General features: G+C 71.3%; 21 protein-coding genes. 7 read left to right on the top strand and 14 right to left on the bottom strand.

Annotated features, from left to right (window positions below; translation table 11 throughout):
* Position 1 precedes the first annotated feature (1 nt).
* On the bottom strand, positions 2–346 hold the full coding sequence (locus ABZ845_RS23145; protein WP_360982626.1) for a hypothetical protein: 345 nt from the start codon (positions 344–346) through the stop codon (positions 2–4).
* A gap of 141 nt (positions 347–487) precedes the next feature.
* On the opposite strand from ABZ845_RS23145, the gene ABZ845_RS23140 reads away from it, so the two are divergent.
* Positions 488–1,312, top strand: coding sequence for a hypothetical protein (locus ABZ845_RS23140; RefSeq protein WP_360982759.1), 825 nt, complete (start codon positions 488–490; stop codon positions 1,310–1,312).
* Between the two features lie 92 nt (positions 1,313–1,404).
* Here the strand turns inward: ABZ845_RS23140 and ABZ845_RS23135 are convergent, their stop codons facing one another.
* Positions 1,405–2,796, bottom strand: coding sequence for a PLP-dependent aminotransferase family protein (locus tag ABZ845_RS23135; protein WP_360982624.1), 1,392 nt, complete (start codon positions 2,794–2,796; stop codon positions 1,405–1,407).
* A 47-nt stretch (positions 2,797–2,843) separates the two neighbouring features.
* Here ABZ845_RS23135 and ABZ845_RS23130 point away from each other — a divergent pair, with 47 nt between their 5' ends.
* Positions 2,844–3,365, top strand: coding sequence for a carboxymuconolactone decarboxylase family protein (locus ABZ845_RS23130; protein ID WP_360982622.1), 522 nt, complete (start codon positions 2,844–2,846; stop codon positions 3,363–3,365).
* Positions 3,362–4,111, top strand: a complete 750-nt coding sequence (locus ABZ845_RS23125; protein WP_360982620.1) for an isocitrate lyase/phosphoenolpyruvate mutase family protein — start codon at positions 3,362–3,364, stop codon at positions 4,109–4,111. The genes ABZ845_RS23130 and ABZ845_RS23125 overlap by 4 nt, the downstream gene beginning before the upstream one ends.
* A 13-nt stretch (positions 4,112–4,124) precedes the next feature.
* Here the strand turns inward: ABZ845_RS23125 and ABZ845_RS23120 are convergent, their stop codons facing one another.
* The 5 genes from ABZ845_RS23120 to ABZ845_RS23100 form a co-directional block, all read right to left on the bottom strand.
* The gene (locus ABZ845_RS23120) at positions 4,125–5,090 is read right to left on the bottom strand and encodes an ABC transporter substrate-binding protein (RefSeq protein WP_360982618.1); all 966 of its coding nucleotides are present in this window, start codon (positions 5,088–5,090) and stop codon (positions 4,125–4,127) included.
* A gap of 1 nt (position 5,091) precedes the next feature.
* Positions 5,092–7,038, bottom strand: coding sequence for an ABC transporter permease subunit (locus ABZ845_RS23115; RefSeq protein WP_360982616.1), 1,947 nt, complete (start codon positions 7,036–7,038; stop codon positions 5,092–5,094).
* Entirely contained in the window at positions 7,038–8,177 is a 1,140-nt protein-coding gene (locus ABZ845_RS23110; RefSeq protein WP_360982614.1) for a glycine betaine/L-proline ABC transporter ATP-binding protein, read from the bottom strand. The genes ABZ845_RS23115 and ABZ845_RS23110 overlap by 1 nt, the downstream gene beginning before the upstream one ends.
* A complete protein-coding gene (locus ABZ845_RS23105) occupies positions 8,177–9,703 on the bottom strand; it encodes a GMC oxidoreductase (protein ID WP_360982612.1) in 1,527 nt (508 codons plus the stop codon). Before ABZ845_RS23105 ends, ABZ845_RS23110 begins: the two co-directional genes overlap by 1 nt.
* 96 nt (positions 9,704–9,799) lie before the next feature.
* On the bottom strand, positions 9,800–11,320 hold the full coding sequence (locus ABZ845_RS23100) for an aldehyde dehydrogenase family protein (protein WP_360982610.1): 1,521 nt from the start codon (positions 11,318–11,320) through the stop codon (positions 9,800–9,802).
* A 192-nt stretch (positions 11,321–11,512) separates the two neighbouring features.
* Between ABZ845_RS23100 and ABZ845_RS23095 the strand changes: the two genes are divergently transcribed.
* Positions 11,513–12,286, top strand: a complete 774-nt coding sequence (locus ABZ845_RS23095) for a hypothetical protein (protein WP_360982608.1) — start codon at positions 11,513–11,515, stop codon at positions 12,284–12,286.
* Between the two features lie 502 nt (positions 12,287–12,788).
* Here ABZ845_RS23095 and ABZ845_RS23090 read toward each other — a convergent pair.
* Positions 12,789–13,703 (bottom strand): LysR family transcriptional regulator, encoded by a 915-nt coding sequence (locus ABZ845_RS23090; protein WP_360982606.1) that lies wholly within the window; start codon positions 13,701–13,703, stop codon positions 12,789–12,791.
* Between the two features lie 101 nt (positions 13,704–13,804).
* Here ABZ845_RS23090 and ABZ845_RS23085 point away from each other — a divergent pair, with 101 nt between their 5' ends.
* On the top strand, positions 13,805–15,211 hold the full coding sequence (locus tag ABZ845_RS23085; RefSeq protein ID WP_360982604.1) for an MFS transporter: 1,407 nt from the start codon (positions 13,805–13,807) through the stop codon (positions 15,209–15,211).
* A gap of 112 nt (positions 15,212–15,323) precedes the next feature.
* On the opposite strand, the gene ABZ845_RS23080 is transcribed toward ABZ845_RS23085, so the two are convergent.
* From ABZ845_RS23080 to ABZ845_RS23065, 4 genes are all read right to left on the bottom strand, one after another.
* The gene (locus tag ABZ845_RS23080) at positions 15,324–16,313 is read right to left on the bottom strand and encodes a malate dehydrogenase (RefSeq protein WP_360982602.1); all 990 of its coding nucleotides are present in this window, start codon (positions 16,311–16,313) and stop codon (positions 15,324–15,326) included.
* 468 nt (positions 16,314–16,781) lie between these two features.
* Positions 16,782–17,756: a DUF2690 domain-containing protein gene (locus tag ABZ845_RS23075; RefSeq protein ID WP_360982600.1), complete on the bottom strand. Its 975-nt coding sequence runs from the start codon at positions 17,754–17,756 to the stop codon at positions 16,782–16,784.
* A gap of 477 nt (positions 17,757–18,233) precedes the next feature.
* Positions 18,234–18,668 (bottom strand): DUF3017 domain-containing protein, encoded by a 435-nt coding sequence (locus tag ABZ845_RS23070; protein ID WP_360982757.1) that lies wholly within the window; start codon positions 18,666–18,668, stop codon positions 18,234–18,236.
* Between the two features lie 67 nt (positions 18,669–18,735).
* Positions 18,736–19,590, bottom strand: coding sequence for a bifunctional methylenetetrahydrofolate dehydrogenase/methenyltetrahydrofolate cyclohydrolase (locus ABZ845_RS23065; protein ID WP_360982598.1), 855 nt, complete (start codon positions 19,588–19,590; stop codon positions 18,736–18,738).
* Positions 19,591–19,851: 261 nt separating this feature from the next.
* Here ABZ845_RS23065 and ABZ845_RS23060 point away from each other — a divergent pair, with 261 nt between their 5' ends.
* Positions 19,852–20,376, top strand: a complete 525-nt coding sequence (locus ABZ845_RS23060) for a hypothetical protein (protein WP_360982596.1) — start codon at positions 19,852–19,854, stop codon at positions 20,374–20,376.
* Positions 20,377–20,474: 98 nt separating this feature from the next.
* Here the strand turns inward: ABZ845_RS23060 and purH are convergent, their stop codons facing one another.
* Positions 20,475–22,046 (bottom strand): bifunctional phosphoribosylaminoimidazolecarboxamide formyltransferase/IMP cyclohydrolase, encoded by a 1,572-nt coding sequence (purH, locus tag ABZ845_RS23055; RefSeq protein ID WP_360982594.1) that lies wholly within the window; start codon positions 22,044–22,046, stop codon positions 20,475–20,477.
* Complete coding sequence (gene purN / locus ABZ845_RS23050; protein ID WP_360982592.1) at positions 22,043–22,690, bottom strand: phosphoribosylglycinamide formyltransferase; 648 nt, start codon at positions 22,688–22,690, stop codon at positions 22,043–22,045. The genes purH and purN overlap by 4 nt, the downstream gene beginning before the upstream one ends.
* 359 nt (positions 22,691–23,049) lie before the next feature.
* On the opposite strand from purN, the gene ABZ845_RS23045 reads away from it, so the two are divergent.
* Positions 23,050–23,877: a hypothetical protein gene (locus ABZ845_RS23045; protein ID WP_360982590.1), complete on the top strand. Its 828-nt coding sequence runs from the start codon at positions 23,050–23,052 to the stop codon at positions 23,875–23,877.
* The last annotated feature ends 239 nt before the right edge of the window (positions 23,878–24,116 follow it).

Here is a 24,116-nt window from a genome sequence, read left to right as displayed (position 1 = left end):
CTCAGCCGCCGCTCGAACCGTGGTGGCCGCCGAAGCCGCCCCGCTTCACCCCGCTGTGGCTGCCGGACGAACCGCCGGACCCGCGCCCGGGCTTGGTGAAGGTTCCGCCGTCGACCCAGCCGCTCTTCTTGTTGCCGCCGTAGTACCAGCTGCTGTGGGTGCCCGTCGTCGATGATGTGCAGTTCTTGTCGGCGATGACCCTGTAGCCCTGGCCGAGCCTGTAGCTGTCGGAGTCGACGCAGCGCTTGTCCGGCGCCGAGGAGCAGGAGGTGAGGGCTGCCGCGAGCAGCCCCATACCGCCGAGGACGACCGTGCCCGAGCGCATCGTGCGGTGCGTGTCCGCCATGTTCGCGTTCCCCCGTGAGTGAGACTTCGGATAGATCGTGGTGAGGATTTTCCTGGACGACACACTAGAGAGCGTCACTCTGGCGTTCGAGCCCGCCCCGCCCTTCCCACGGTCCCCTACAGTCACTTCGTGTTCTTCGGCATGGTGTGCGCGCTCGGCGCGGCGGTCTGTTTCGGTACGGCGACGGTGTTGCAGGCGGTCGCGGCACGCGCGGCGGGCGGGGGCGGAGGCGGGGAAGCGGCGCTGCTGCTGCGAGCCCTGCGGCAGTGGCGGTATCTGGCGGGGCTCGCGCTGGACGGGGTCGGGTTCCTGCTCCAGATCGCGGCGCTGCGGTCCCTGCCGATCTACGTGGTGGGGGCGGCGCTCGCGGCCAGCCTCGCGGTGACGGCGGTGGTGGCGGCCAGACTGCTGCGGGTACGGCTGACCGGGAGCGAGTGGGCCGCCGTCGCCGTGGTGTGCGCGGGGCTCGCGATGCTCGGCCTGGCGTCCGGCGCGGAGGGAGACCGGGCCGGGTCCACCGGGCTGAAGTACGCGATGCTGGGCACGGCGGTGGCGGTGCTGCTGCTCGGGCTCACCTCAGGACGGCTGCCCGCGCGGGGGCGGTCGCTGCTGCTGGGCCTCGGTGCCGGGTTCGGGTTCGGCGTGGTCGAGGTGACGGTTCGGCTGATCGACTCGCTGGCGCCCGTCTCGCTGCTCACCAACCCGGCGACGTACGCACTGCTGCTGGGCGGCGGCGCGGCGTTCCTGCTGCTGACCACGGCGCTGGAGCGGGGCTCGGTGACGGTGGCGACGGCGGGCCTGGTCGTCGGCGAGACGGTGGGGCCAGCTGCGATCGGGGTCGTGTGGCTGGGCGACCGCACCCGCGAGGGTCTGGCCTGGCTGGCGGTGCTGGGCTTCGCGGTGGCGGTCGCGGGGGCGCTGGCGCTGGCGCGGTTCGGGGAGGCGCCGGTCGCCGAGGAGGGGTGAGCGGGGCCGGCCGTCAGCCGCCGGAAGGCCGGAGAAAGCCGGTGAAATCCGGAGACGGCCGGAGGGCTGGTGAAGCACTGCCGGAGGAACACTCACGGCAGCACCCTGCACAGCGCCTGCAGCGCTCCCGCCCACGCGTGGTCCGGCGGCGTCGCGTACCCCACTACCAGCGCGTCCAGCGGGCCGGCGGTCGCGTCCGGGTGGCGGTGGCGCTCCAGACCGTGCAGGGCCAGGCCCTCCCATGCCGCCGCCTGCACCACGGTCCGCTCGGTTCCGGGCGGCAGCCGCAGCACCGCGTGCAGTCCCGCCGCGATCCCCGTGACGCGGACATCGGGGGCGCGTTCCGCAACGGCCCTCACCAGGGCGTCGCGGCGGCGCCGGTAGCGCAGCCGGGCGGCGCGTACGTGACGGTCGTACGCGCCCGATGTGAGGAACTCCGCCAGCGTCAGCTGGTCCAGCGCTCCGCAGGAGTCGACCGCGCCCTTCAGGCCGGCGACCTCCTCCACCAGCTGCGGCGGGAGCACCATCCAGCCCAGGCGCAGCCCCGGGGCGAGGGACTTGCTGGCGGTGCCCAGGTAGACCACATGGCCGGGGTCGAGTCCCTGCAGCGCCCCGACCATCTGGCGGTCGTAGCGGAACTCTCCGTCGTAGTCGTCCTCGAGGACCAGCCCGCCGGTGCGCCGCGCCCACTCCACGACGGCAGCCCGCCGGTCGGGGTGCAGCGGCACGCCCATCGGGAACTGGTGGGCGGGGGTGAGCAGTACGGCGCCCGCGCCGGACAACTCCTCGATGCCGGTGCCCCGTTCGTCGAACGGCAGGGGGACGGTGCGCAGTCCGGCCGCCGAGAGCACGTTCCAGTACGCCTCGAGCCCGTAGGCCTCCACGGCGATCGTGCGCACCCCACGGGCCCGCAGCAGCGCGCCCAGGATCCTCAGGCCCTGCGCGAACCCGGCGCACACCACGATCCGGTCGGGGTCGGCGCGCACACCGCGCGCCCGGGACAGGTACTCGGCGAGGGCGGTGCGCAGCTCGGTCCTGCCGCGCGGGTCGCCGTAGCCGAGTGCGTCGTTCGGGGCCGCCGTCAGGGCGCGGCGGGCCGCCTTGAGCCACTCGGCGCGCGGGAAGGAGGCCAGGTCGGGGCTGCCGGGCTCCAGCCGGTGGACGGCGGGCCTGCGCTCCCGCGGCCGGGCCGCCGCGGGTTCGGCGCGCGGCGCGGACGCGGCGCGCTCGGCCACCCGGGTGCCCGAGCCCTGGCGCGCGGTGAGCCAGCCCTCGGCGACCAGGTCGGCGTACGCGTCGGCGACCGTGTTGCGGGCGATGCTCAGGTCGGCGGCGAGCGCCCGGGAGGAGGGCAGTCGTGTGCCGGCGGCCAGCCGGCCGCTGCGCACCGCCTCGCGCAGCGCGTTCGTCAGTCCCCTGCGCAGGCCGGGTCCGGTCGGCTCGACATGGAGATCGACTCCCAAAGTGGCCCAAGAATCCGCCATGGAAATGGACCATACTCCTGGGCTGCCCGCTTCGTAGGGTCGAAGACATGGCAACGAACACGACCAGCGTTGACAACAGCGGCACGGACGTCACATACGCCCCCGAAGAGCCCGCCCGCCTGCAGTGGACCCAGTACGCGCCCGAGGTCTACAAGGCGATGGTCCGCCTCGACGCGGCGGCCCGGCAGGGTCTCGACCCCAAGCTCCTGGAGCTGGTGAAGATCCGCACCTCCCAGATCAACCACTGCGCGTTCTGTCTGGACATGCACACCAAGGACGCGCTCGCGGCGGGCGAGAGCATGGAGCGGATCGTGCAGCTCAGCGCGTGGGAGGAGTCGAAGCACTTCTACACGGGGAAGGAGCTCGCGGCGCTGGCGCTGACCGAGGCGGTGACCGTGCTCACGGACGGCTTCGTGCCCGACGAGGTGTACGAGCGGGCGGCCAAGCACTTCGAGGAGGCCGAGCTGACGCGGCTGATCGCCGCGATCACGGTGATCAACGCGTGGAACCGGTTCGGGGTGACCACCCGGATGACGCCGGGGCACTACGAGCCCGGGCAGCACCGTTGACCGGACCCGGCGGATACGACACGTTCCGTGCCCTCCATCACGGCCGCCTGCCCGGTGAGCCGCTCGTCCTGCCCGGACCGTGGGACGCGGCCAGCGCCCGGGCCTTGGAGGACGCGGGGTTCCCGGCCCTCGCGACGCCCAGCGCGGGCATCGCCGCCTGCCTCGGGTACGAGGACGGGGGGACCCCCGCCGACGAGATGTTCGCGGCTGTCGCGCGGATCGTCCGGGCCGTCGACGTACCGGTGTCGGCTGACTTGGAGGGCGGATACGGACTCGCGCCCAAGGAGCTGGCGGAGCGGCTGCTGGAGACGGGGGCGGTGGGCTGCAATCTCGAGGACTCGCACGGGGGTGTCCTCAAGGACCCGTACGAGCACGCCGACTGGCTCGCCGAGGTGAGGGCGGCGGCCGGTGGCCGGCTGTTCCTGAACGCGCGCGTCGACACGTTCGTCCGCGGTGTCGGCGACCCGCTCCGGGCCATCGAACGGGCCGCGCTCTACGTCGCGGCGGGCGCCGACTGTGTCTATCCGATCCTCGCCCCGGTCGGCGTACTGCCACTGCTGAGGTCCGGGATCAGGGGACCGCTCAATGTGCTCGCCCAGCCGGGCGCGGGCCCCTCGCCCACCGGACTCGGTGAACTCGGGGCCACGCGCATCACGTTCGGACCGGGCCTGCAGCGGCGGGCGATGTCCGCGCTCGCGGAGATCGCCGCGCCGCTGCTGCCGGTGGATCAGGGCAGTCGTCCCTGAGGGGCCGCCAAGGTCAGGACAGCCACTCCTTCCAGGTGGAGCGGTGGCTGTCCACCCACTTCTTCGCGGCGTCCTCGGGGGACATCTTCTGGTCGGCGATCATCAGCGAGACCTCGTTCTGGTCCTCGGTGGTCCACTTGAACCTCTTCAGGAACCGGGCCGCCTTGCCGCCGTGCTGCGCGAAGCCCGCGTTGAGGTACTTCTGCAGCGGCGTGTTCGGATACGCGCAGGTGATCTTCGCCGTGTCAGCGTCGCAGCCCTCCTTGTAGGCCGGCAGCTTCACCTCGGTCATCGGGATCCTCTTGAACAGCCACTGCGGTGAGTACCAGTAAGTGAGGAAGGGCTTCTTCTCCTTCGCGAACTGCTTCATCTGCGTGATCTGCGCCGCCTCGGAACCCGCGAAGACCACCTGGTAGTCGAGCTTCAGGTTGTCGACCAGCGCCTTGTCATTGGTGACATACGACGGCGAACCGTCCATCAGCTGGCCCTTGCCGCCGCTCTCGGCGGTGCGGAAGAGGCTCGAGTACTTGTTGAGGTTGTGCCAGTCCGTGATGTCCGGGTGCTGCTTGGCCAGGTACGTCGGGACGAACCATCCGATGTGCCCGGTGACCCCGAGGTCACCCGCCCCCGCGATCGTCTTCTTGTCCTCGACGTACCGCTTCTCCTGGTCGGGGTGGCCCCAGTCCTCCAGGATCGCGTCGACCCGGCCCTGGCTGAGCGCGTCCCAGGCGGGGATCTCGTCGACCTGGACGGTGTCGACGCGATAGCCCAGCTCGTGCTCGAGGATGTACTGGGCCACGGCCACGTTCGACTGGGCGCCCACCCACGACTGCACGGACAGGGTCACGGTCTTCGCACCCTGGGCACCCGCGAAGGGCGAGCTCTGCTTGGTCATGTCCGCCGCGCCGCAGCCGGTCGTCAGGCTCAGGCCCACCACGGCGGCCAGCGCGGCCACGATCTTCGTACGTATACGAGGCATGTCAGGCTCCCTTCTTCGCGCGTCGCTCGGTCGGCTGAGTCACCCGGTCCAGCATCAGGCCGAGGCAGACGATCGCCGCGCCCGCCACCAGACCGGTCGCGAGGTCGCCCTGGGCTAGGCCGAAGACGACGTTGTAACCGAGCGCGCCACCACCGACCAGGCCGCCGATGATGACGACGGCGAGGACCAGGACGACGCCCTGGTTGACGGCGAGCAGCAGCGCCGGGCGGGCCAGCGGGAGCTGGACCTGGCGCAACTGCTGGGCGCTCGACGCCCCGAGGGAGCGCGCCGACTCCAGCGCGGCCGGGTCGACCTGGCGCAGGCCCTGCGTGGTGATGCGGACCACGGCCGGCAGCGCGTACACGATCGCCGCCACGGCGGCGGGTGCGCGGCCGACGCCGAACAGCGCGACGACCGGGATCAGATAGACGAACTGCGGCATCGTCTGGAAGACGTCCAGGACGGGACGCAGCAGCCGTTCGAACCGGTCGCTGCGCGCGGCGGCGATACCGGTCGCGACGCCGAGGACCAGGGTGACGGCGACAGCCGCGAGCACCTGGGACAGCGTGTCCAGGGACGGCTTCCACACTCCGAGCACACCGGTCGCGGCCATGGCGAGGACGGCGGTGAGCGCCGTGCGCCAGGTGCCGATCACCCAGGCCAGCGCGGCGACGATGAGCAGGACCGACCACCAGGGCAGCCACTGCAGCCCGGAGCGCAGGGGGTCCAGGACCCAGGTCGTGAAGTGGGCCGCCCAGTCGGCGGTGCCGCCCACGACCGGAACTCCGGAGTACAGGTGGGCGGTCATCCAGTCGACGGCGCGGTTCACCGGTTCGGCGAAGTGCACGGTCCACGACCGCGGCCAGTCCTGCCGCCCGGCGAGGCGTCCGGCCACGGCGACGGCGACCGCCGCGACGGCGACGTACACCCAGCCCATGCGTCCGCCGGGACGCTCCAGGCCCTCGCCCGCGCCCGCCGCGCCGGTGACGCGGTCCAGGACGATGGCGAGCAGCACGATCGGGATGCCGGCGGTGAGCGCGGCGCCCACGTCCACGGAGGCGAGCGCCTGGTAGACGCGGTCACCGAGGCCGCCCGCGCCGATCACGGAGGCGATGACCGCCATGGACAGCGCCATCATGATCGTCTGGTTGAGCCCGAGGAGCAGTTCCTTGCGGGCGAGCGGCAGCCGGGCGGTGAGCAGACGCTGGCGCGCCGTGGTGCCGAGCGACTCGACGGCTTCCAGGACCTCCCTGTCGGCGCCGCGCAGGCCCAGCGCGGTGAGCCGGGCCATCGGCGGGGCGGCGTAGACGACGGTGGCGAGCACCGCCGCCGGCACGCCGATGCCGAAGACGAGGACGACCGGCAGGAGGTACGCGAACGCCGGGAGCACCTGCATGGTGTCGAGTACGGGGCGCAGGGCACGGTAGACGCGGTCCGACAGGCCCGCCGCGAGCCCGAGCAGCGCGCCGAGCACGACGGAGGAGAGCACCGCGACGACCATCACGGCCAGCGTCTGCATGGTGGGGACCCACATGCCGAGCAGACCGCAGGCGAGGAACGCGACCGCCGTGCCGAGCGCCAGCCGCACTCCCGCGACACGCCAGGCCAGCAGGCCCGCGGCGGCCGTGACGCCCGCCCAGCCCGCGGCGAGCAGGACGAGGTAGACGGCGCGCACGGACAGCACGATGGCGTTGCTGATGTAGCCGAAGAAGTAGAGGAACAGGGGGTGGCTGTCCCGGTTGTCGATGATCCAGTTACTGGCGCTGGTGAGCGGCTTGGACAGGTCGACGGTGAGCGCGGCCGGCCAGCTGCCGCTCGCCCAGTGGGCGTTGGCGAGCGGTACGAGGACCGCCGCGACGACGGCGAGCAGTACGAGCTTGCCGACGGCGCGGTGCCTGAGGAGGCCGGGCAGGCCGATACGGGGCGGATTCGCGGTGACGGTCGCCATTACGCGGCCTCCTTGCCGTTCTCCTTGCCGTTCGCCCCGGCCCGCTCCTTGCCGTGGGCCGTTCCGGCCACTACGCCGAGCAGCCGTTCGTGGTCGACGACACCCAGGCAGCGGCCGTCGTCCATGACCCGGGCCGCACAGCCGGTGCGGGCCACGGCCTCGATCGCCTCCGCGACGGTCGCGTCCGGGGAGACCGCGGGGCCCGCGGCCGCTTCCTCGGCGGTCGCGGGGCGCATGGCCGAGCGCACGGTGATGACCTGCTCGCGCGGGACGTCACGGACGAAGTCGCGGACGTAGTCGTCGGCCGGGGAGCCCACGATCTCCTCGGGGGTGCCGAGCTGCACGATCCGGCCGTCGCGCATGAGCGCGATGCGGTCGCCCAGCTTGAGGGCCTCGCTCAGGTCGTGCGTGATGAAGACCATCGTGCGTCCCTCCTCGCGGTGCAGCCGGACCACCTCCTCCTGCATATCGCGCCGGATCAGCGGGTCGAGCGCGCTGAACGGCTCGTCGAACAGCAGCACCTCGGGGTCCACGGCGAGTGCGCGGGCGAGCCCGACACGCTGCTGCTGACCGCCCGACAGCTGGGAGGGCCGGCGCTGCTCCATGCCCTCCAGGCCCACCTTGGTGACGAACTCGGCGGCCCGTGCGCGCCGTTCGCTCTTGCCCACGCCCTGGACCTCGAGGCCGTAGGCCACGTTGTCGAGGACCGTGCGGTGCGGCAGCAGGCCGAAGTGCTGGAAGACCATCGCGGCGCGGTGGCGGCGCAGTTCGCGCAGCCTGGAGCGGTCCATGGCGCGTACGTCCTCGCCGTGGAAGGCGATCGTGCCCGCGGTCGGCTCGATGAGCCGGGTCAGACAGCGCACGAGCGTGGACTTGCCGGAGCCGGACAGACCCATGACGACGAACACTTCGCCCTTGCGGACGTCGAAGCCCACATCGCGCACGGCGGCCGTACAGCCGGTGCGTTCGCGCAGTTCGGTGGGGTCGAGCGCGCCGAGTTCGGCATCGGCCGGGACGCGGTCGGCCTTGGAGCCGAAGACCTTCCACAGGTTCTCGACGGAGAAGACCGGAGTGCTCGTATCCGTAGTGGTGCTGGTGCTGGTGCTGGTGGTCGTGCTGGTGCTCGTACCGGCGCTCATCACGCGGCACCTCCGATCAGTTCGACGGCTTTCTCCCCGACCATGAGCACACCGATCATCGGGTTCACTGCGGGCATGGTCGGGAAGACCGACGCGTCGGCGATGCGTATGCCCTCCAGACCACGGATGCGCAACTGCGGGTCCACAACGGCGAGGTCATCGGTCTCGGCGCCCATCTTGCAGGTGCCCGCCGGGTGGTAGACGGTGTGTGCGACCTTGCGTGCGTACTCGCTCAGTTCCTCGTCGCCCGTGATGTCCGGGCCGGGGCACACCTCGCGCTTCAGCCAGTGCGCCAGCGGCTCGGTCTTCGCGATCTCACGGGCGATCTTGATGCCGTCGACCAGGGTGCGGCCGTCGTAGTCGTCCTCGTCGGTGAAGTACCGGAAGTCCAGCGCGGGCTTGACCTCCGGGTCCGCGCTGGTCAGGTAGAGACGGCCGCGGCTCCTGGGCTTGGGGATGTTCGGGGTCATCGAGACCCCGTGTTCCGGCCGCTCGTAGCCGAGGCGCTCCGGGTTGTCGGTGAACGGGACCTGGTAGAAGTGGAACATCAGGTCCGGGCCCGCGTGGTCCGGGTCGCGGCGCACGAAGAGACCGGCGTCGCTGTCCATCGCGGAGTTCTCCGGGATCGGGCCGTCGGTCTCCCACGCGATCACCGACTCGGGGTGGTCGAGCAGGTTCTCGCCGACGCCCGGCAGGTGGTGCACGACAGGGATGCCGAGCTTCTCCAGGTCGTCCTTCGGACCGATGCCGGAGTGCATGAGCAGGCGCGGCGAGTCGACGGCGCCCGCGCACAGCACGACCTCGTGGCGCGCCTGTACGAGGATCTCCTCGCCGTCCTTGGTGCGTACATGCACGCCGCGTGCCCGGGTGCCGTCGAGCTCCAGCCGGTAGGCCCAGGTCTCCAGGAGGATCGTCAGGTTCGGGCGCTGGTCCATCACCGGGTGCAGATACGCCACCGACGCGCTGGAGCGCTTGTTGTTCTCGGGGTGGTAGGCGAGGTCGAAGAAGCCGACGCCCTCGGTGAACGGCTTCTTGTTGAAGCCCTCGACGCGCGGAACACCGAGCGCGGTCCCGGCCGCGTCCACGAAGTCGCGGGCGATGGCGTTGCGGTCCTTCTCGTCGACCGAGACGACGTTGTTGAGGAGCCGGGCGTAGTACGCCTCCATCGGGACGGCGCCCCAGCCGTCGGCCCCGGCCGCCTCCCACTCGTCCCAGTCGGACGGCAGGGGCTTGAAGGAGATCAGCGTGTTGTGCGAGGAGCATCCGCCGAGCACCCGGGCGCGGCTGTGCCGGATGTGGGAGTTGCCGCGCGGCTGCTCGGTGGTCGGGTAGTCGTAGTCGAGGTCGCCGCCGAGCAGGCCCATCCAGCGGCGCAGGGTGAGGACGTCGTCGCGGCCGACGTCGCTCGGGCCTCCCTCGATGACGGCGACGGTGACATCGGGGTTCTCGGTGAGGCGGGAGGCGATGACGGAGCCCGCCGTGCCGCCGCCGATGACGACATAGTCGTAGGTGTGCTGCTCGGGCATGTAAGTGCTGCTCCTCGGGGATCTACGAAGGTGCTGCGCGTAGAAGTGCGGGGGGTGAGGTGGGGACGGGGTGGGGGGACGGGTACGCGGGCCGGGTCAGCCCGCGAACCAGCGGACCGGGCTCGGTGCGAGGTTCTGGTAGACGTGCTTGGCCTCGCGGTACTCGGCCAGGCCCGCGGGGCCCAGTTCGCGGCCGACGCCGCTCTTGCCGAAGCCGCCCCACTCCGCCTGCGGCAGGTAGGGGTGGAAGTCGTTGATCCAGACGGTGCCGTGGCGCAGCCGGCCCGCGACGCGGCGGGCGCGGCCCTGGTCGGCGGTCCATACGGCGCCGGCGAGGCCGTACTCGGTGTCGTTGGCCAGGGCGACCGCCTCGTCCTCGGTGCGGAAGGTCTCCACGGTCAGGACCGGACCGAAGACCTCCTCCCGTACGACCTTCATCTCGCGGTGGCACTGGTCCAGGACGGTCGGCTCATAGAAGTAGCCGCTCTCGGGCCTGGTCGCGTCGGGTTCGGGGCGCTTGCCGCCGCAGCGCAGCACCGCGCCCTCGGAGAGCGCGGAGGCGACGTACGCCTCGGTCCTGGCGCGCTGCTGGGCGGAGACCAGAGGGCCGCATTCGACGCCCTTCTCGGTGCCACGGCCGAGCCGGATCCTCTGGGCGCGACGTGCCAGCTCGGTGACGAATCGGTCCCGGACGGACTCCTCGATGATGAGCCGGCCGCCCGCCGAGCAGACCTGGCCGCTGTGAATGAAGGCGGCGTTGAGTGCCTGGTCGACGGCGGTGTCGAAGCCCTCCTCGGTGGCGCAGGCGTCGGCGAAGACGACGTTGGGGTTCTTGCCGCCCAGTTCGAGGGCGACCTTCTTCACTCCGATGGCGGCGGCCTGGGCGACCTTCGTACCGCTGACGAGTCCGCCGGTGAAGGAGACGAGGTCGACGCCGGGGTGCTCGGCGAGACGGGCGCCGACCGAGTGGCCGGGTCCGGTGACGATACCCGCGACGCCTGCGGGCAGTCCGGCCTCGATGAGCAGGTCGATCAGCGCGATGGTGGTCATCGGGGTGATCTCGCTGGGCTTGATGACGAAGGCGTTGCCCGCCGCCAGCGCCGGAGCGATCTTCCAGCTCGCCTGGAGCAGCGGATAGTTCCAGGGCGTGATCATGGCGCACACGCCGACGGGCTCGTGCACGACGACGCTGTGGATGTCGGCCGAACCGGCGTCCACGACCCGCCCGGCGCCCTCGGCGACGACAAGATCCGCGAAGTAGCGGAACGCGTCGGCGACACAGTCGATGTCTATTCGGCCCTCTTCGACGGTCTTGCCCGCGTCGCGGCTCTCCAGCAGGCCGAGCTCTTCGCGATCGCGTACGAGGAGGTCGGCGACGCGGCGCAGCAGCGCGGCACGCTCGGCGACGGGCATGTGCGGCCAGGGCCCCTCGTCGAAGGCGCGTCGGGCCGCCTCGACGGCCGCGTCGACATCGCGGCCGTCACCCTCTGCAACAAGCGCGAACGTCGACGCATCCGCCGGGTCGAGGATCTCGCGGGTCGCCCCGGAGAGTGCCGTACGCCATTCCCCGCCCACATGAATGGTCTGTTCTGCCTGCCGTGCCTGCTGTCCGGCCATGATCGGTGTTGCCTTCCGTTCCTGTTCGACGCCCCTGTGTCACACGCGTGTCACCCTCAGAGGCCGGGTGCACCTGCCCCCCGACCGGCGATGCATGCCTGCCCTTTGGCCGAAAGTGCGCGGCGTCACTGAAAATGCGGTCGAAAAGGGTGAAAAGTACGCTGTCGATCACGTACTCATGGAGGTGATGGGATGTCCCGGACCCGAGGCTTCACGATCGCGACGTGCACGGCGACGACCAGTGCGGCGCTGGGCCTGCTGTTCTCTCCCGGGCTCGGCGGTGCGGCGTCGGCCCAGGGCGGGGGAAACCCGGACCCGCAGAAGCTGGCCGCGCAGGCGCAGCAGAGCCTGCGAGACGCGACGTCGGTGCGGCTGGGCTACTCGGACCGGAGCGCGGTGGTTACCTCGAACAGCCGACTGCCCACCTCGATGAACCTCGCGATCGACCGGCAGGGCAACTGCGTCGGCTCGATGACCCTGGGCGGGCACGGGGGCAGCGTCGAGATCATCAAGCGGGGCACCGCGGTCTGGCTGAAGCCCGACCAGACGTTCTGGAAGGCGGAGCTTCCGGGTGAACGAGGTGTCACCGCGAGCCGGCAGTTCAAGGACCGGTACATCCACGGATCCACGTCCGACCAGATGCTGAGCGGCATCGCCAACACCTGCGACCTGGGCGCGCTGCAGCAGGCGGCCACGGTCAGTGCGCCGTCGTCCCTGAAGGAGGGGCTGGCGACGACACTGGGCCGGACGCGGGTGGTCCCCCTCACCTTCAAGGTGAACGGCCTGACGTCGACGCTGTACGTCACGGTGGGCAAGCCGCACCGGCTGTTCCGCGCGGCGCAGAGGGGGCCGGGCACGAATCTGTCGCTGACCTTCACGGACTACAACAAGCCGGTGAAGGCGGTGGCTCCGCCTGCGAGCCAGACCGTGGACATCTCGGCGGTACCGAAGCTGCCGGCGTCCTGACGGTTGCGCCGCGGCCTGCGGCCCGCCGTGGGGTATTGCGCAGTTCCCCGCGCCCCTGACGGGTGGGTTGCGGCACGTCGCCACCTGCCAGTCCACGGTGGGGTTTGCGCAGTTCCCCGCGCCCCTATCGGGTAGGTTGCGGTGCTCGCCACCTGCCGGCCCGCCGAGGGTTTTGCGCAGTTCCCCGCGCCCCTGACGGGTGGGTTGCCGCACGTCGCCACCTGCCGGCCCGCCGAGGGTTTTGCGCAGTTCCCCGCGCCCCTATCGGGTAGGTTGCGGCACGTCGCCACCTGCCGGTCCGCCGTGGGATTCGCGTGGTTCCTCGTGCCCCTGTCGGGGCGTTTCCGGGGCGGGTGTCCGCGGGCCCGTCGATGCGCGAAGCGCGCTTTATAGGGGCGCGGGGAACTGCGCGACCAGCCACGACGTGCTCGCAGACGACGACGCACCTCCATCAGGGGCGCGGGGAACTGCGCGAAACCGTCGACTCCCGCGCGCCGCACAGCTAGGCGCGCCCCGTCATCAGATCCCGCACACACCCCCGCAACCACGCATGCGCCGGATCGGCGTCATGCCGTGGATGCCACGCGATCCCCATCGACAGTGGCGGCAGCGCCAGCGGAACCTCGAACGTGACGAGCCCCAGATCCAACGCCAGCGGCCGCCCCGTCGAAGCGATCAGGCCCACCAGATCGGTGTCGCGGATGACGAAGAGCGAGGCCGGGAAGGTCCCGACCGAAGCCACCACCTTGCGCTCCAGACCCAGCTCGCCCAGCGCCGAGTCGACCGGGCCATACAGCCTGCCCCGGCGCGAGACGGTCAGGTGACCGGCCTCCAGCGCGAAACGCTCGGCCGTGAGTTCTCCGTCGAGCAGGGGATGACCGGCCCGCACGACGCCCACCATCCGGTCCTCGCGCAGCGTCTCCACATGCACTTCGGGCGCGGTGGTGTCCACGACCCCGATCTCCAGGTCGGCGGTCCCCTGGCGCAGGAACGGCGCGTCCACATGGCTCTCGGACAGGAAGCGGAGCCGGATGCCCGGCGCCTCCTCGGCGGCGCGGGCGAGGAGCCTCGCGCCGTATGCGGAGGCGATCAGATCGGTCCCCAGGATCGCGAGCGTACGGCTGACAGTCCGCAGGTCCGCGTCGCGGCCGCGTGCGAACAGGGCGCGGGCCCGCTCCACGACCGCACCCACCTCCGCGCGCACGGCCAGTGCGTGCGGCGTCGGCACCATACGGCGTCCGGCGCGGACCAGGACGGGGTCGCCGAGCGCCTTGCGGATGCGGCCGAGGGTGCGGCTCATGGCCGGTTCGGAGAGATGGAGCCGCCGGGCGGCACCCTGAACGCTCTGCTCCTCCAGGAGCACGTCCAGGGCGACCAGCAGATTCAGATCGAGATCGGCGGATTGCGTCACACGCATTCATCCCTTGCAAAGGTTGCACTGGAAAGCAGGTAGGCGCCGAGCCTACGGTGACAGGGCACCCCACACCACACCGAACTCCCCGACTCCCAGGAGGAGCCGTGCCTTCGCACGCCCTGAAACGGTCGACACTCCTCGCGCTCTGCGCCTGCGTCCTGGCCGCCCAGAGCATGGTCGCCGCCATCAACCTGCTGATTCCGCAGCTCGGTTCGTCGTCCCTGCACCCCTCGCACAGCGAGATGCTGTGGATGGTCGACGCCTATGTCATCGTCTTCGCCGGACTCCTCATCCCGGCCGGCGCCCTCGGCGACCGCTACGGCCGCAAGGGCGCCCTGCTCACCGGGCTCGCCCTGTTCGCCGCGGGCGCCGCCACCAGCGCACTGGCTTCGTCCCCGGCGCTCCTGATCGCAGGCCGGGGCCTGTCCGGCGCGGGCGCCGCACTGATCACGCCCGCGACCATGTCGATCATGATGCATCTGGCCGCCCCGGAGCGCCGGGCACAGGCCATGGCCTCCTGGACCCTCGCACTCGGCCTCGGCGGACTGGCCGGGAACCTCGGCGGCGGCCTGGTCGGCCAGTTCCTGAACTGGCGCGCACTGTTCGCCGTCATGGTCCCGCTGGCCGCGCTCCTCGCCATCACCGTGGCCTTCACCACCCCGCGCACCGACCGCGCCCCGGGCAACAACCCCGACCCGCTCGGCGCCCTTCTGCTCACGACCGGGCTGATCGCCGTCCTCTTCGGCATCATCGAGGGCCCGGTGTACGGATGGGGCTCGCCCCGCATCCTCGGTGCCTTCGCGGCGGGTGCCGTACTGGTCGCGCTGTTCACCGTCCACGCCCTGAGGTCGCCCGCCCCGCTGTTCGACCCCCGGGTCCTGTCCTCGTCCCGCCTGCGCTCCGCCACCCTCGGCATGGCCACAGGCTTCTTCGGCCTCTTCGCCCTGTTCTACGTCAACTCGCAGTACCTGCAGGTGGTGAAGGGCTACAACGCCGCCCTCACCGGTATAGCGATCGCGCCGCTGCCTCTCGGCATGGCCCTCGCCCAGAAGCTCGCCGCCCGCTGGGCGGGCCGCCCACGAGGTGTCATCGGCGTCGGTCTCGCCCTCATCGGCGTCGGTCTGCTCGGCGCGTCCACCGCGACCGCAGGCACGTCCTACTGGTCGTACGCCTGCTGGCTGCTGGTCATCTCGTTCGGCACCGGGCTCAGCATGCCCGCGCTCACGATCGGGGTCGTCAGCTCGCTCCCGGCCCATCAGACGGGCCTGGGTTCCGGACTCGGCACCTCGGCACGGGAGATCGGCGCGGCCCTGGGCGTCGCCGTCACCGGTACGGTCCTGGCCGCCCACCCCGGCCTTCCGCACGGCATGGGCCCGGCCCTGCGCACCGTGGCCATCGTGGTCCTGGCGGCCACCGCGCTGGTGGTGGCGGGCTACGGCGGCCGTACCCGGACCCGTACCGCGGCCCCGTCCGGCCCGGAGCGCGCGCTGTCGCCCTCGGCACGTTCGTGACCGGTCGCCAGGAAGGGCCGTACCGCACGAACATGGCCCCGTTCCGGAACGAACCGGAACGGGGCCACTGCCCGGATCAGCCGGACTCGCCGGCGATCAGAGGATCTGCCGATCAGATGAGGCCGAGCGAGCGGACCGCGTCGCGCTCCTCCTCGAGCTCCTTGACGGAGGCGTCGATACGGGCGCGGGAGAACTCGTTGAGGTCCAGACCCTGGACGATCTCGTACTTGCCGTCCTTGGTGGTGACCGGGAAGGAGGAGATCAGGCCCTCCGGGACGCCGTAGGAGCCGTCCGACGGAATACCCATGGAGGTCCAGTTGCCCTCGGCGGTGCCGTTGACCCAGGTGTACACGTGGTCGATCGCGGCGTTGGCGGCGGAGGCGGCGGAGGACGCGCCACGGGCCTCGATGATCGCGGCGCCGCGCTTGGCGACGGTCGGGATGAAGTCGTCGGCCAGCCACTTCTCGTCGTTCACGACCTCGGCGGCGTTCTTGCCGGCGACCGTGGCGTGGAAGATGTCCGGGTACTGGGTGGCGGAGTGGTTGCCCCAGATGGTCAGGCGCTTGATGTCGGCGACCGTCGTGCCCGTCTTCTTCGCGAGCTGGGTCAGCGCGCGGTTGTGGTCCAGGCGGGTCATCGCGGTGAAGCGCTCGGCCGGCACGTCCGGGGCGGCGGCCTGGGCGATCAGGGCGTTGGTGTTGGCCGGGTTGCCGACGACCAGGACCTTGATGTCGTCCGCGGCGTGGTCGTTGATGGCCTTGCCCTGCGGCTTGAAGATGCCGCCGTTGGCCTCCAGCAGGTCACCGCGTTCCATGCCCTTGGTGCGCGGGCGGGCGCCCACGAGGAGGGCCACGTTGGTGCCGTCGAAGGCCACGTTCGGGTCGTCCGTGATGTCGATGCCCTGCAGGAGCGGGAACGCGCAGTCGTCCAGCTCCATGGCCGTACCCTCGGCGGCCTTCAGCGCCGGGGTGATCTCCAGCAGGCGGAGCTTGACCGGCACGTCCGCGCCGAGCAGCTGGCCGGAGGCGATGCGGAAGAGCAGGGCGTAACCGATCTGGCCGGCCGCGCCGGTGACGGTGACGTTCACGGGAGTGCGGGTCATTGCGTTCTCCGTATGACAGCTGGCGGGTGGGGCGTCCCTGCCCCTGGGGTACGGATCCCCGCCCCGGCTTGTGGCCAGTGCCCGCCGCGATGATCGATCACGGGTATGGATGATCGATCTCTTGGCGTCAAGAGAGATCCAGCGGTCAGGCTATCGCGCCTCCGGTATCGCGGGCGGCCGGGTCCGTGTGGCCCGCCCCACAAAGAGCGACAAAGAGCGACACGGCGGCCGCCCGCCCGGGAGAGGGGGGCTTGAGAGGCGACCGCCGTGGGGGGGCGTCCCGCCGGAAGGCGTACCGATGCCTTCCGGCGCTGCCGGACTCCCGTGGGGGTACCGTCCGCCTGCCCCGCATCACGAAGGTCATGCCTGCCGTGGGGCGGTTCTTTTCGCCGGCACCGCGCGCGAGGCCCGTACGCCCTCGCTGCACCCGATCGGCAGTCGCTGTACGCACTCACTTCCTGCTTCTTCCTACTTCGTACACCCCTTCCGGCCCGATACGAGCGTCACGCATGCCTTCGCCAGGGCCGCTTCCCTGACGGCCACCATCGGGGTGTACGCGTCCGTGTCCCCGGCCGCCGTGACCGACCCGGTCTGCCGCGCGGCGCCGCTCGCGGACACCTCGACCGTGTCGCCCCGCACTGCCCGGGTGACGCGCGCCCACGCCGTGCCACACGTCTTGCTGTAGCGAACCTCGACAAGGGCCGTGCCCACGGTGGCGCTGGTGGTGCTCTTCGCCAGTGTGCCGCCGCAGCCCATTGCCTCCGGATCCCTGCCTGTGCAACTCGCTCCGGCGCACTTGACGCCGGGCGGCAGATCGGTGACCGCACTCGGCGCCGTCGCGGACGGCTTGGGCGCGCCATCCGCCTTCCCGCCGTCGCCGCCGCCGGTGAGGAAGTAGGCCGCCGCAATCAGGACCAGGGCTCCAGCCACCCCCGCGAGGAACATCGTCACGCGCCGCCCGCGGCGCGCCCCGCCGTCCGAACCGCCGCCCGCCGCACCGCCCGGGCCCGGCCCGTCCTCGCGTGGCGGTGCGGGGGCGACGGCGGCACCCGGCGCCGCCGTCGCGCCTCGGCCCCCGGACCCGCGGACCGGCCCTGGCTCCCCTGAGTCCCCGGACGCCGGGCGGCCCCGGGACATCCGGATGGCCTCCAGGGCCAGGTCGTGACGTGTCTCGGAGCGCCTCCAGGCGTGCTCCGCCAGTTCCCACAGGGTGGTCAGACGGGCCGAACCGGTGCCGGTCGCCTCCGCCAGGGCGACGACAGCGCCCTTCGGCGCGAGCAGTCGGCCGCCCAGGTAACGCTCCCAGGACGCCTTGCTGTACCCCGTGCGGTCGGCCACGGCGGAGAGACTCAGACCGCTGTCGTCCACGAGCCGCCGCAGTTGCTGGGCGAACTCCTTGACCTGCGGATCGAGTTCATCGGGCAATGCCTTCCAGCGGGACATCGCTTCCCCCTCTTCCCCCCAGCGCAGGCCCTCCCCCGTGCGAGCCGCGTTCCCCATCCCCGGTGGCTTGCACCGTCCCACACCGGCCGGTCCCCGGCCAGTGTTCCGCCGGCGTTGGGGCAGTGCTGCCGCCATGTACCGGATCAGTCACCTCTGTGCCACAGCGAACTGCTGGAGATTGCATAGCTTGGCCTGTACATGAACGATGTTGCGGACGGCCCCACCGCCTGGGGTACCCGGCCCCCCTCGGGGGAGGGGCCGGTCGCCCAGGGCTCGACGCCCCAGCGAGCGAGCGCCGTGCACGGCTGTCGCCGGGGCCGCGCACAACGACGGCGGGCCGCCCCTGGGACAAGGGGCGGCCCGCCGTCGTAACCGACTTCTTCGTATCCGTCTTCTTCGTATCCGACTTCTTCGTTGCCGACTTCTTCGTATCCGTCTGCGCCTGCGCCGCGTGGCGTCCGCCTTCGGAAGCGGACGTCAGCTGCGGACCGTGAAGTGCAGCGTGTCGTCGAGGAACGGTATCTCCAGCCACGGATGCGGCTGGGCCATCATCGCGAGCAGCACGATGGCCAGGCCCAGGACTCCGTAGGTCAGCATGTCCGTGAATCGGGAGCGCACGGCGAGCATGCCCACGTCGGGCAGCGCCCAGCGCATGACGGCGCCGCCCAGAAGCGCGACGCCGATCAGGATCGTGCCCAGGCGGAACGCGTCCAGCGCGGTCAGCAGCAGCCCCAGGGCGACCAGGGCCAGCACCGTGAGGATCGGCCACTGCCGCGCGGGCGCGGGCGCGTCACCCGACGCCGCCCTGCCACCGCCCTCGGGCCGCGCGGTGTCCCGTGTCACGCGGGGGAACCGGCGGGTCGTACGCCTCGGCGTGCCGTCGGCGTCGGGGGCGCTCACCGCGTCCGACACGACTGCCTCGGCCTTGGCCTCGGCGTCGGCCTTGCGTCGCTTTCCTGGGCCGCTCTCGGGCCTGTGCTCAGCCGACACCGCGCTCCGCCGCCTCGACCACGTTGACGAGCAGCTGGGCACGGGTCATCGGGCCCACGCCGCCCGGGTTCGGGGAGATCCAGCCGGCCACCTCGGCCACGCCCGGATGCACATCGCCGACGATCTTGCCCTCGGCGCTGCGCGACACACCGACATCGAGGACTGCGGCGCCCGGCTTCACGTCCTCGGGGCGGATCAGGTGCGCGGAGCCCGCCGCGGCGACGATGATGTCGGCCCGCTTGAGGTGGGCGGAGAGATCGCGGGTGCCGGTGTGGCACTGGGTGACCGTGGCGTTCTCGCTGCGCCGCGTCAGCAGCAGCGGCATCGGGCGCCCGATCGTCACACCCCGGCCGACGACCACGACCTCGGCGCCCTTGATCTCCACGCCGTAGCGGCGCAGCAGGGTGAGTACGCCGTTCGGGGTGCAGGGCAGCGGCGCCGGCTCGTTGAGGACCAGGCGGCCGAGGTTCATCGGGTGCAGGCCGTCCGCGTCCTTCTCCGGGTCCATCAGCTCCAGGATCCGGTTCTCGTCGATGCCCTTGGGCAGCGGCAGCTGGACGATGTAACCGGTGCAGTCGGGGTCCTCGTTCAGCTCGCGGACCACCGCCTCGATCTCCTCCTGTGTGGCGGTCGCGGGCAGTTCACGCTGGATGGAGGCGATGCCGACCTCGGCGCAGTCGCGGTGCTTGCCCGCGACGTACTTGTGGCTGCCGGGGTCGTCCCCGACCAGGATCGTGCCGAGGCCGGGCGTGACGGCCTTCTCCTTGAGCGCCGCCACGCGGGCGGTCAGATCGGACTTGATCGCGGCTGCGGTGGCCTTGCCATCGAGAATCTGGGCGGTCATGGATGCCATCCTCCAGGATGAACCGCCCCGGGTTCCAATCCGGACGCCACCCGGCGTTCCGGCCCGCCCCGGCCCGTGGTCGGTGATGTTGCACTTGTACAACACCTGTGAATAGTCACTGGACAAAGTTACGAAACCTTTAGAACGATGAGGCCACGGTACCGCGTGCAGTATCCGGGGGGACGGACCGTGTCCGTGATGCCCTCCTCCGTACCTGCCGCGCTCGTCCCCGCACTTGAGGCAGACGGAGGAAGGCCCCTCATGAGTTTCGGCGACCCGAACAACCCCTATGGCGCGCCCCAGGGCCAGCAGCCGGGCTACGGCTATCCGCAGGCGCCACCGATGCCCCAGGGCGGCTACGGCGAGCAGCCCTTCCTGACGACGATGCCCAGCACGGTCAGCACGGCCCGTGTGCTGCTGTGGGTCATCGTCGGCCTGCAGATCATCGGTGTGGCCCTGTACTCCTTCGCCGCCGTCGCCACCAAGAAGGACGACTCGGCCTTCACGCGGTTCGGCAGCGCCTCCAGCGGCCTGCTCTGGGCGATCGTGGTGTTCGCCGCGGCCTGGGCGGTGTTCGCGATCGTGCTGGCGGTCAAGTTCAGCACGGGCGGAAACGGCCTCAGGGTGACGACCCTGGTCTTCGGGATCATCACCGCGATCCTCGGCATCTTCCCCTTCGTCATCATCGGCCTGCTGCACACCGTGCTCGCCATCCTGATCGCCGTCTTCGTCGGCAACTCCAACGGCGCCGCGTGGTTCAACCGCCCGCGGCAGCCTGCCTACTGACGGACGCCACGACGGCATCCGCGCCACGCAGACGACGAGGCCGTGTCCCCCACGTGAGGGGGACACGGCCTCGTCGTATTGCCGCGGGTCCTGCGTGCTCAGTGGAAGAAGTGGCGCGTGCCCGTGAAGTACATGGTCACACCCGCCTTCTGCGCGGCCTCGACGACCAGCTCGTCACGGATCGAACCGCCAGGCTGGACGATGGCCCTGACGCCCGCGGCGATCAGGATCTCCGGGCCGTCGGGGAAGGGGAAGAAGGCGTCCGAGGCGGCGTACGAGCCCCGTGCCCGCTCCTCGCCCGCCCGCTCGACGGCCAGCTTGCAGGAGTCCACGCGGTTGACCTGGCCCATGCCGACGCCGACCGAGGCGCCGTCCTTGGCGAGCAGGATGGCGTTGGACTTGACGGCGCGGCAGGCCCGCCAGGCGAAGGCGAGCTCCCGCAGCTCCTCGGAGCCGAGCGCCTCCCCCGCCGCCAGGGTCCAGTGGGCGGTGTCGTCGCCCTCGGCCTGGAGGCGGTCGGTGGCCTGGAGAAGCGCCCCTCCGTCGATCTGCTTGATCTCGGCGGGCTGAGACGGCCCGTCAGGAGCCTTGAGGACGCGGATGTTCTTCTTCTTGGCGAGGAGCTCCAGCGCGCCCTCCTCGTACTCCGGCGCGACGATGACCTCGGTGAAGATCTCGGCGACCTGCTCGGCCATCTCCTTGCTCACCGGCCGGTTGACGGCGATGACCCCGCCGAACGCGGACAGCGGGTCGCACGCGTGCGCCTTGCGGTGCGCCTCGGCGACGTCCGCGCCGATCGCGATGCCGCAGGGGTTGGCGTGCTTGATGATCGCGACGCACGGCTCGTCGTGGTCGTACGCGGCACGGCGCGCGGCGTCCGTGTCCGTGTAGTTGTTGTACGACATCTCCTTGCCGTGCAGCTGCTCGGCCTCGGCGAGGCCGCCGCCGCTGCCGTCGACGTAGAGGGCGGCCGGCTGGTGAGGGTTCTCGCCGTAGCGGAGGGTGTTCTTACGCTGGTAGGTGGCGCCCAGGAAGTCCGGGAAGCCGCCCGACGTCTCGTCGGCGGGGGCGTACGAGGACGCGAACCAGGAGGCGACCGCGACATCGTAGGAGGCGGTGTGCTGGAAGGCCTCGGCGGCGAGGCGCTTGCGTGCGGAGAGGTCGAAGCCGCCGCCGCGGATCGCCGCGAGCACGTCGGCGTACCGCTCCGGGCTCGTGACCACGGCGACGGAGGGGTGGTTCTTGGCCGCCGCGCGCACCATCGAGGGGCCGCCGATATCGATCTGCTCCACGCACTCGTCGGGCGAGGCGCCGGACGCGACGGTCTCCCGGAAGGGGTAGAGGTTCACGACGACGAGGTCGAACGGTGCCACGCCCAGCTCGTCGAGCTGCTGCCGGTGGCTGTCGAGGCGGAGGTCGGCGAGGATGCCCGCGTGGACCTTGGGGTGCAGGGTCTTCACCCGGCCGTCCAGGCACTCGGGGAAGCCGGTCAGCTCCTCGACCTTGGTGACGGGGACGCCCGCTGCGGCGATCCTCGATGCGGTGGACCCGGTGGAGACGAGCTCGACGCCCGCCTCGTTCAGCCCACGGGCCAGCTCTTCGAGCCCCGTCTTGTCGTAGACGCTGACGAGCGCGCGCCGGATGGGCCGCTTGGTGCTCTCGGCGGTCACAGGATTACTACCTTTCGTCCCTCAATGCGATAGCCGTTGCGGGCGATCCGCCCCACGACCTCGACGAGCAGCCTTCGCTCGACTTCCTTGATGCGCTCGTGCAGAGCGCTCTCGTCGTCCTCGTCCCGGACCTCGACCACGCCCTGGGCGATGATCGGTCCGGTGTCGACGCCGTCGTCGACGAAGTGGACGGTGCAACCGGTGACCTTGGCTCCGTACGCGAGAGCGTCGCGCACACCATGGGCTCCGGGAAAACTCGGGAGCAGAGCCGGGTGGGTGTTCACGAGCCGCCCGCCGAACCGCGCGAGGAACTCCTTGCCCACGATCTTCATGAACCCGGCGGAGACGACGAGGTCCGGCTCGTAGGCGGCGACGGCCTCGGTGAGGGCCGCGTCCCACGCCTCACGGCCGTCGTAGTCCTTGACCCGGCAGACGAATGAGGGCAGTCCGGCACGCTCGGCACGGGCGAGGCCCTCGATGCCGTCGCGGTCGGCGCCTACGGCCACGACCCGGGCCCCGTAGGCGGCGCCGGTCTCGGCGATGGCGTCGAGGAGCGCCTGCAGATTGGTGCCCGACCCGGAGACCAGGACGACGAGGCGCTTGGCCGCGGACTCGGTGACGGTCTCGGCCACTGACTCGGCCACGGCGGGGCCCTTTCTCGGGAAAGCGTTATGCGGTTCAGGCGGTCCATGCGGACGCCCGGGGGGAGCGTTCGTGTGATCGCACGAATGCTTCGCAGCCCCGGATACGGGGAAGTCTACGAAGCGGACGACCGTCAGCAACGATACCGGCACACAAGAAGACCCCCACGGGACGGGGGCGTGGCCGGGAGGTAGCGTCTGTGGAGGAGCCACCCGGGGATCAGGGGAACGGGCGAGGGGAACGCCATACCCGCGCGAGACGTTGATCCAGGACAGGCACACTGTCCGAGGCACGGCCGCCTCGCGGTGGGCTCCGTGGCCAGGCCACCCGCCAGTACGACCAAGGGGAAGACGCACACCTGATGCCGGACCGCAGTCTCCGACTCCCTCCGCTGCTGCTGCGCGAGCGGCACTCTTCGCCGCCGTCGCGCGAGAGCGAGGGAGCACCCACGAGCGGGGGCGGCTCCGCGGGCGGTGGTTCCACGAACGGTGACTCCACGAGCGGCGGGCAGGGCCAGGAGGCCCCGAAGGACGACAACCCCTTCGCGCCACCGCCGGAGGGGACTCCGGACCGGCCCTGGCAGCCTCGGCGTCCCGCACAGGGACAGGGACAGGGACAGGAGGGCTCCGGGAACGGGGAGCACTCTCCCTGGGGCAGTCAGTGGAGCGACCGGCAGCCCGGCCCGTCCTCGGGCGGCCCCTTCGGCGAACGCCCCAGGAACAACGGCCCCGGTGGACCGGGGGGACAGGGCGGTCCCGAGGGACAGCGCCCCGGCCCGGGCCTGCGCTGGGACCCCACGGACCCGGCCCAGCGCCGGGCGCGCTATGCGCTGCTCGCCGGTATGTGGGCCTTTTTCTTCGCCCTCTTCAGCTGGCCGTACGTCGCTCTGCTGCTGGGCGCGCTTGCGCTGTACTGGGGCGTGAGCGCCCTGCGCGCCAAGCCCCGCCAGTCCGGTCCGGACGCACCCCGTCCGGCGAGCGGCGCGGGACGCCCGCAGACCTCGGCCGCCATCAGCGGTCTGGTCACGGCTGCCCTGGCACTGGCGATGGTGGCGGCCACCTTCACGGCACAGCTCGTCTACCGCGACTACTACACCTGCCTCAACGACGCCCTGACGACCTCGGCGAAGCAGTCATGCTCCGACCTGCTGCCGAAGGACCTACGAGGCGTACTGGGAACCCAGGGCTGACCCCGAACACACCTGCCGCACGACATCACCACCCATATCCCACGAGGCAACCAACACAGGCACGCGAACTGCGCGGCCAGGTACGCGGCCAGGGGCGAGGGGAACTGCGCGGACAGGGGCGCGGGGAACTGCGCAAAAGCCCCCCCCCGTTATGTTTTGCGCGGTCCTGCAAGAGGGCCGCTGGCCTCCGGGCCCGGCATGACTGTTCCCCCCTGTCGAACGGATGACCTGGGGGGTGG

The organism is Streptomyces sp. NPDC047022, assembly GCF_040644155.1.
In the GTDB taxonomy this organism is placed as follows: domain Bacteria; phylum Actinomycetota; class Actinomycetes; order Streptomycetales; family Streptomycetaceae; genus Streptomyces.
Note: the sequence above shows the minus strand (reverse complement) of the source record. Positions and strands in the feature narration are given on the sequence as shown.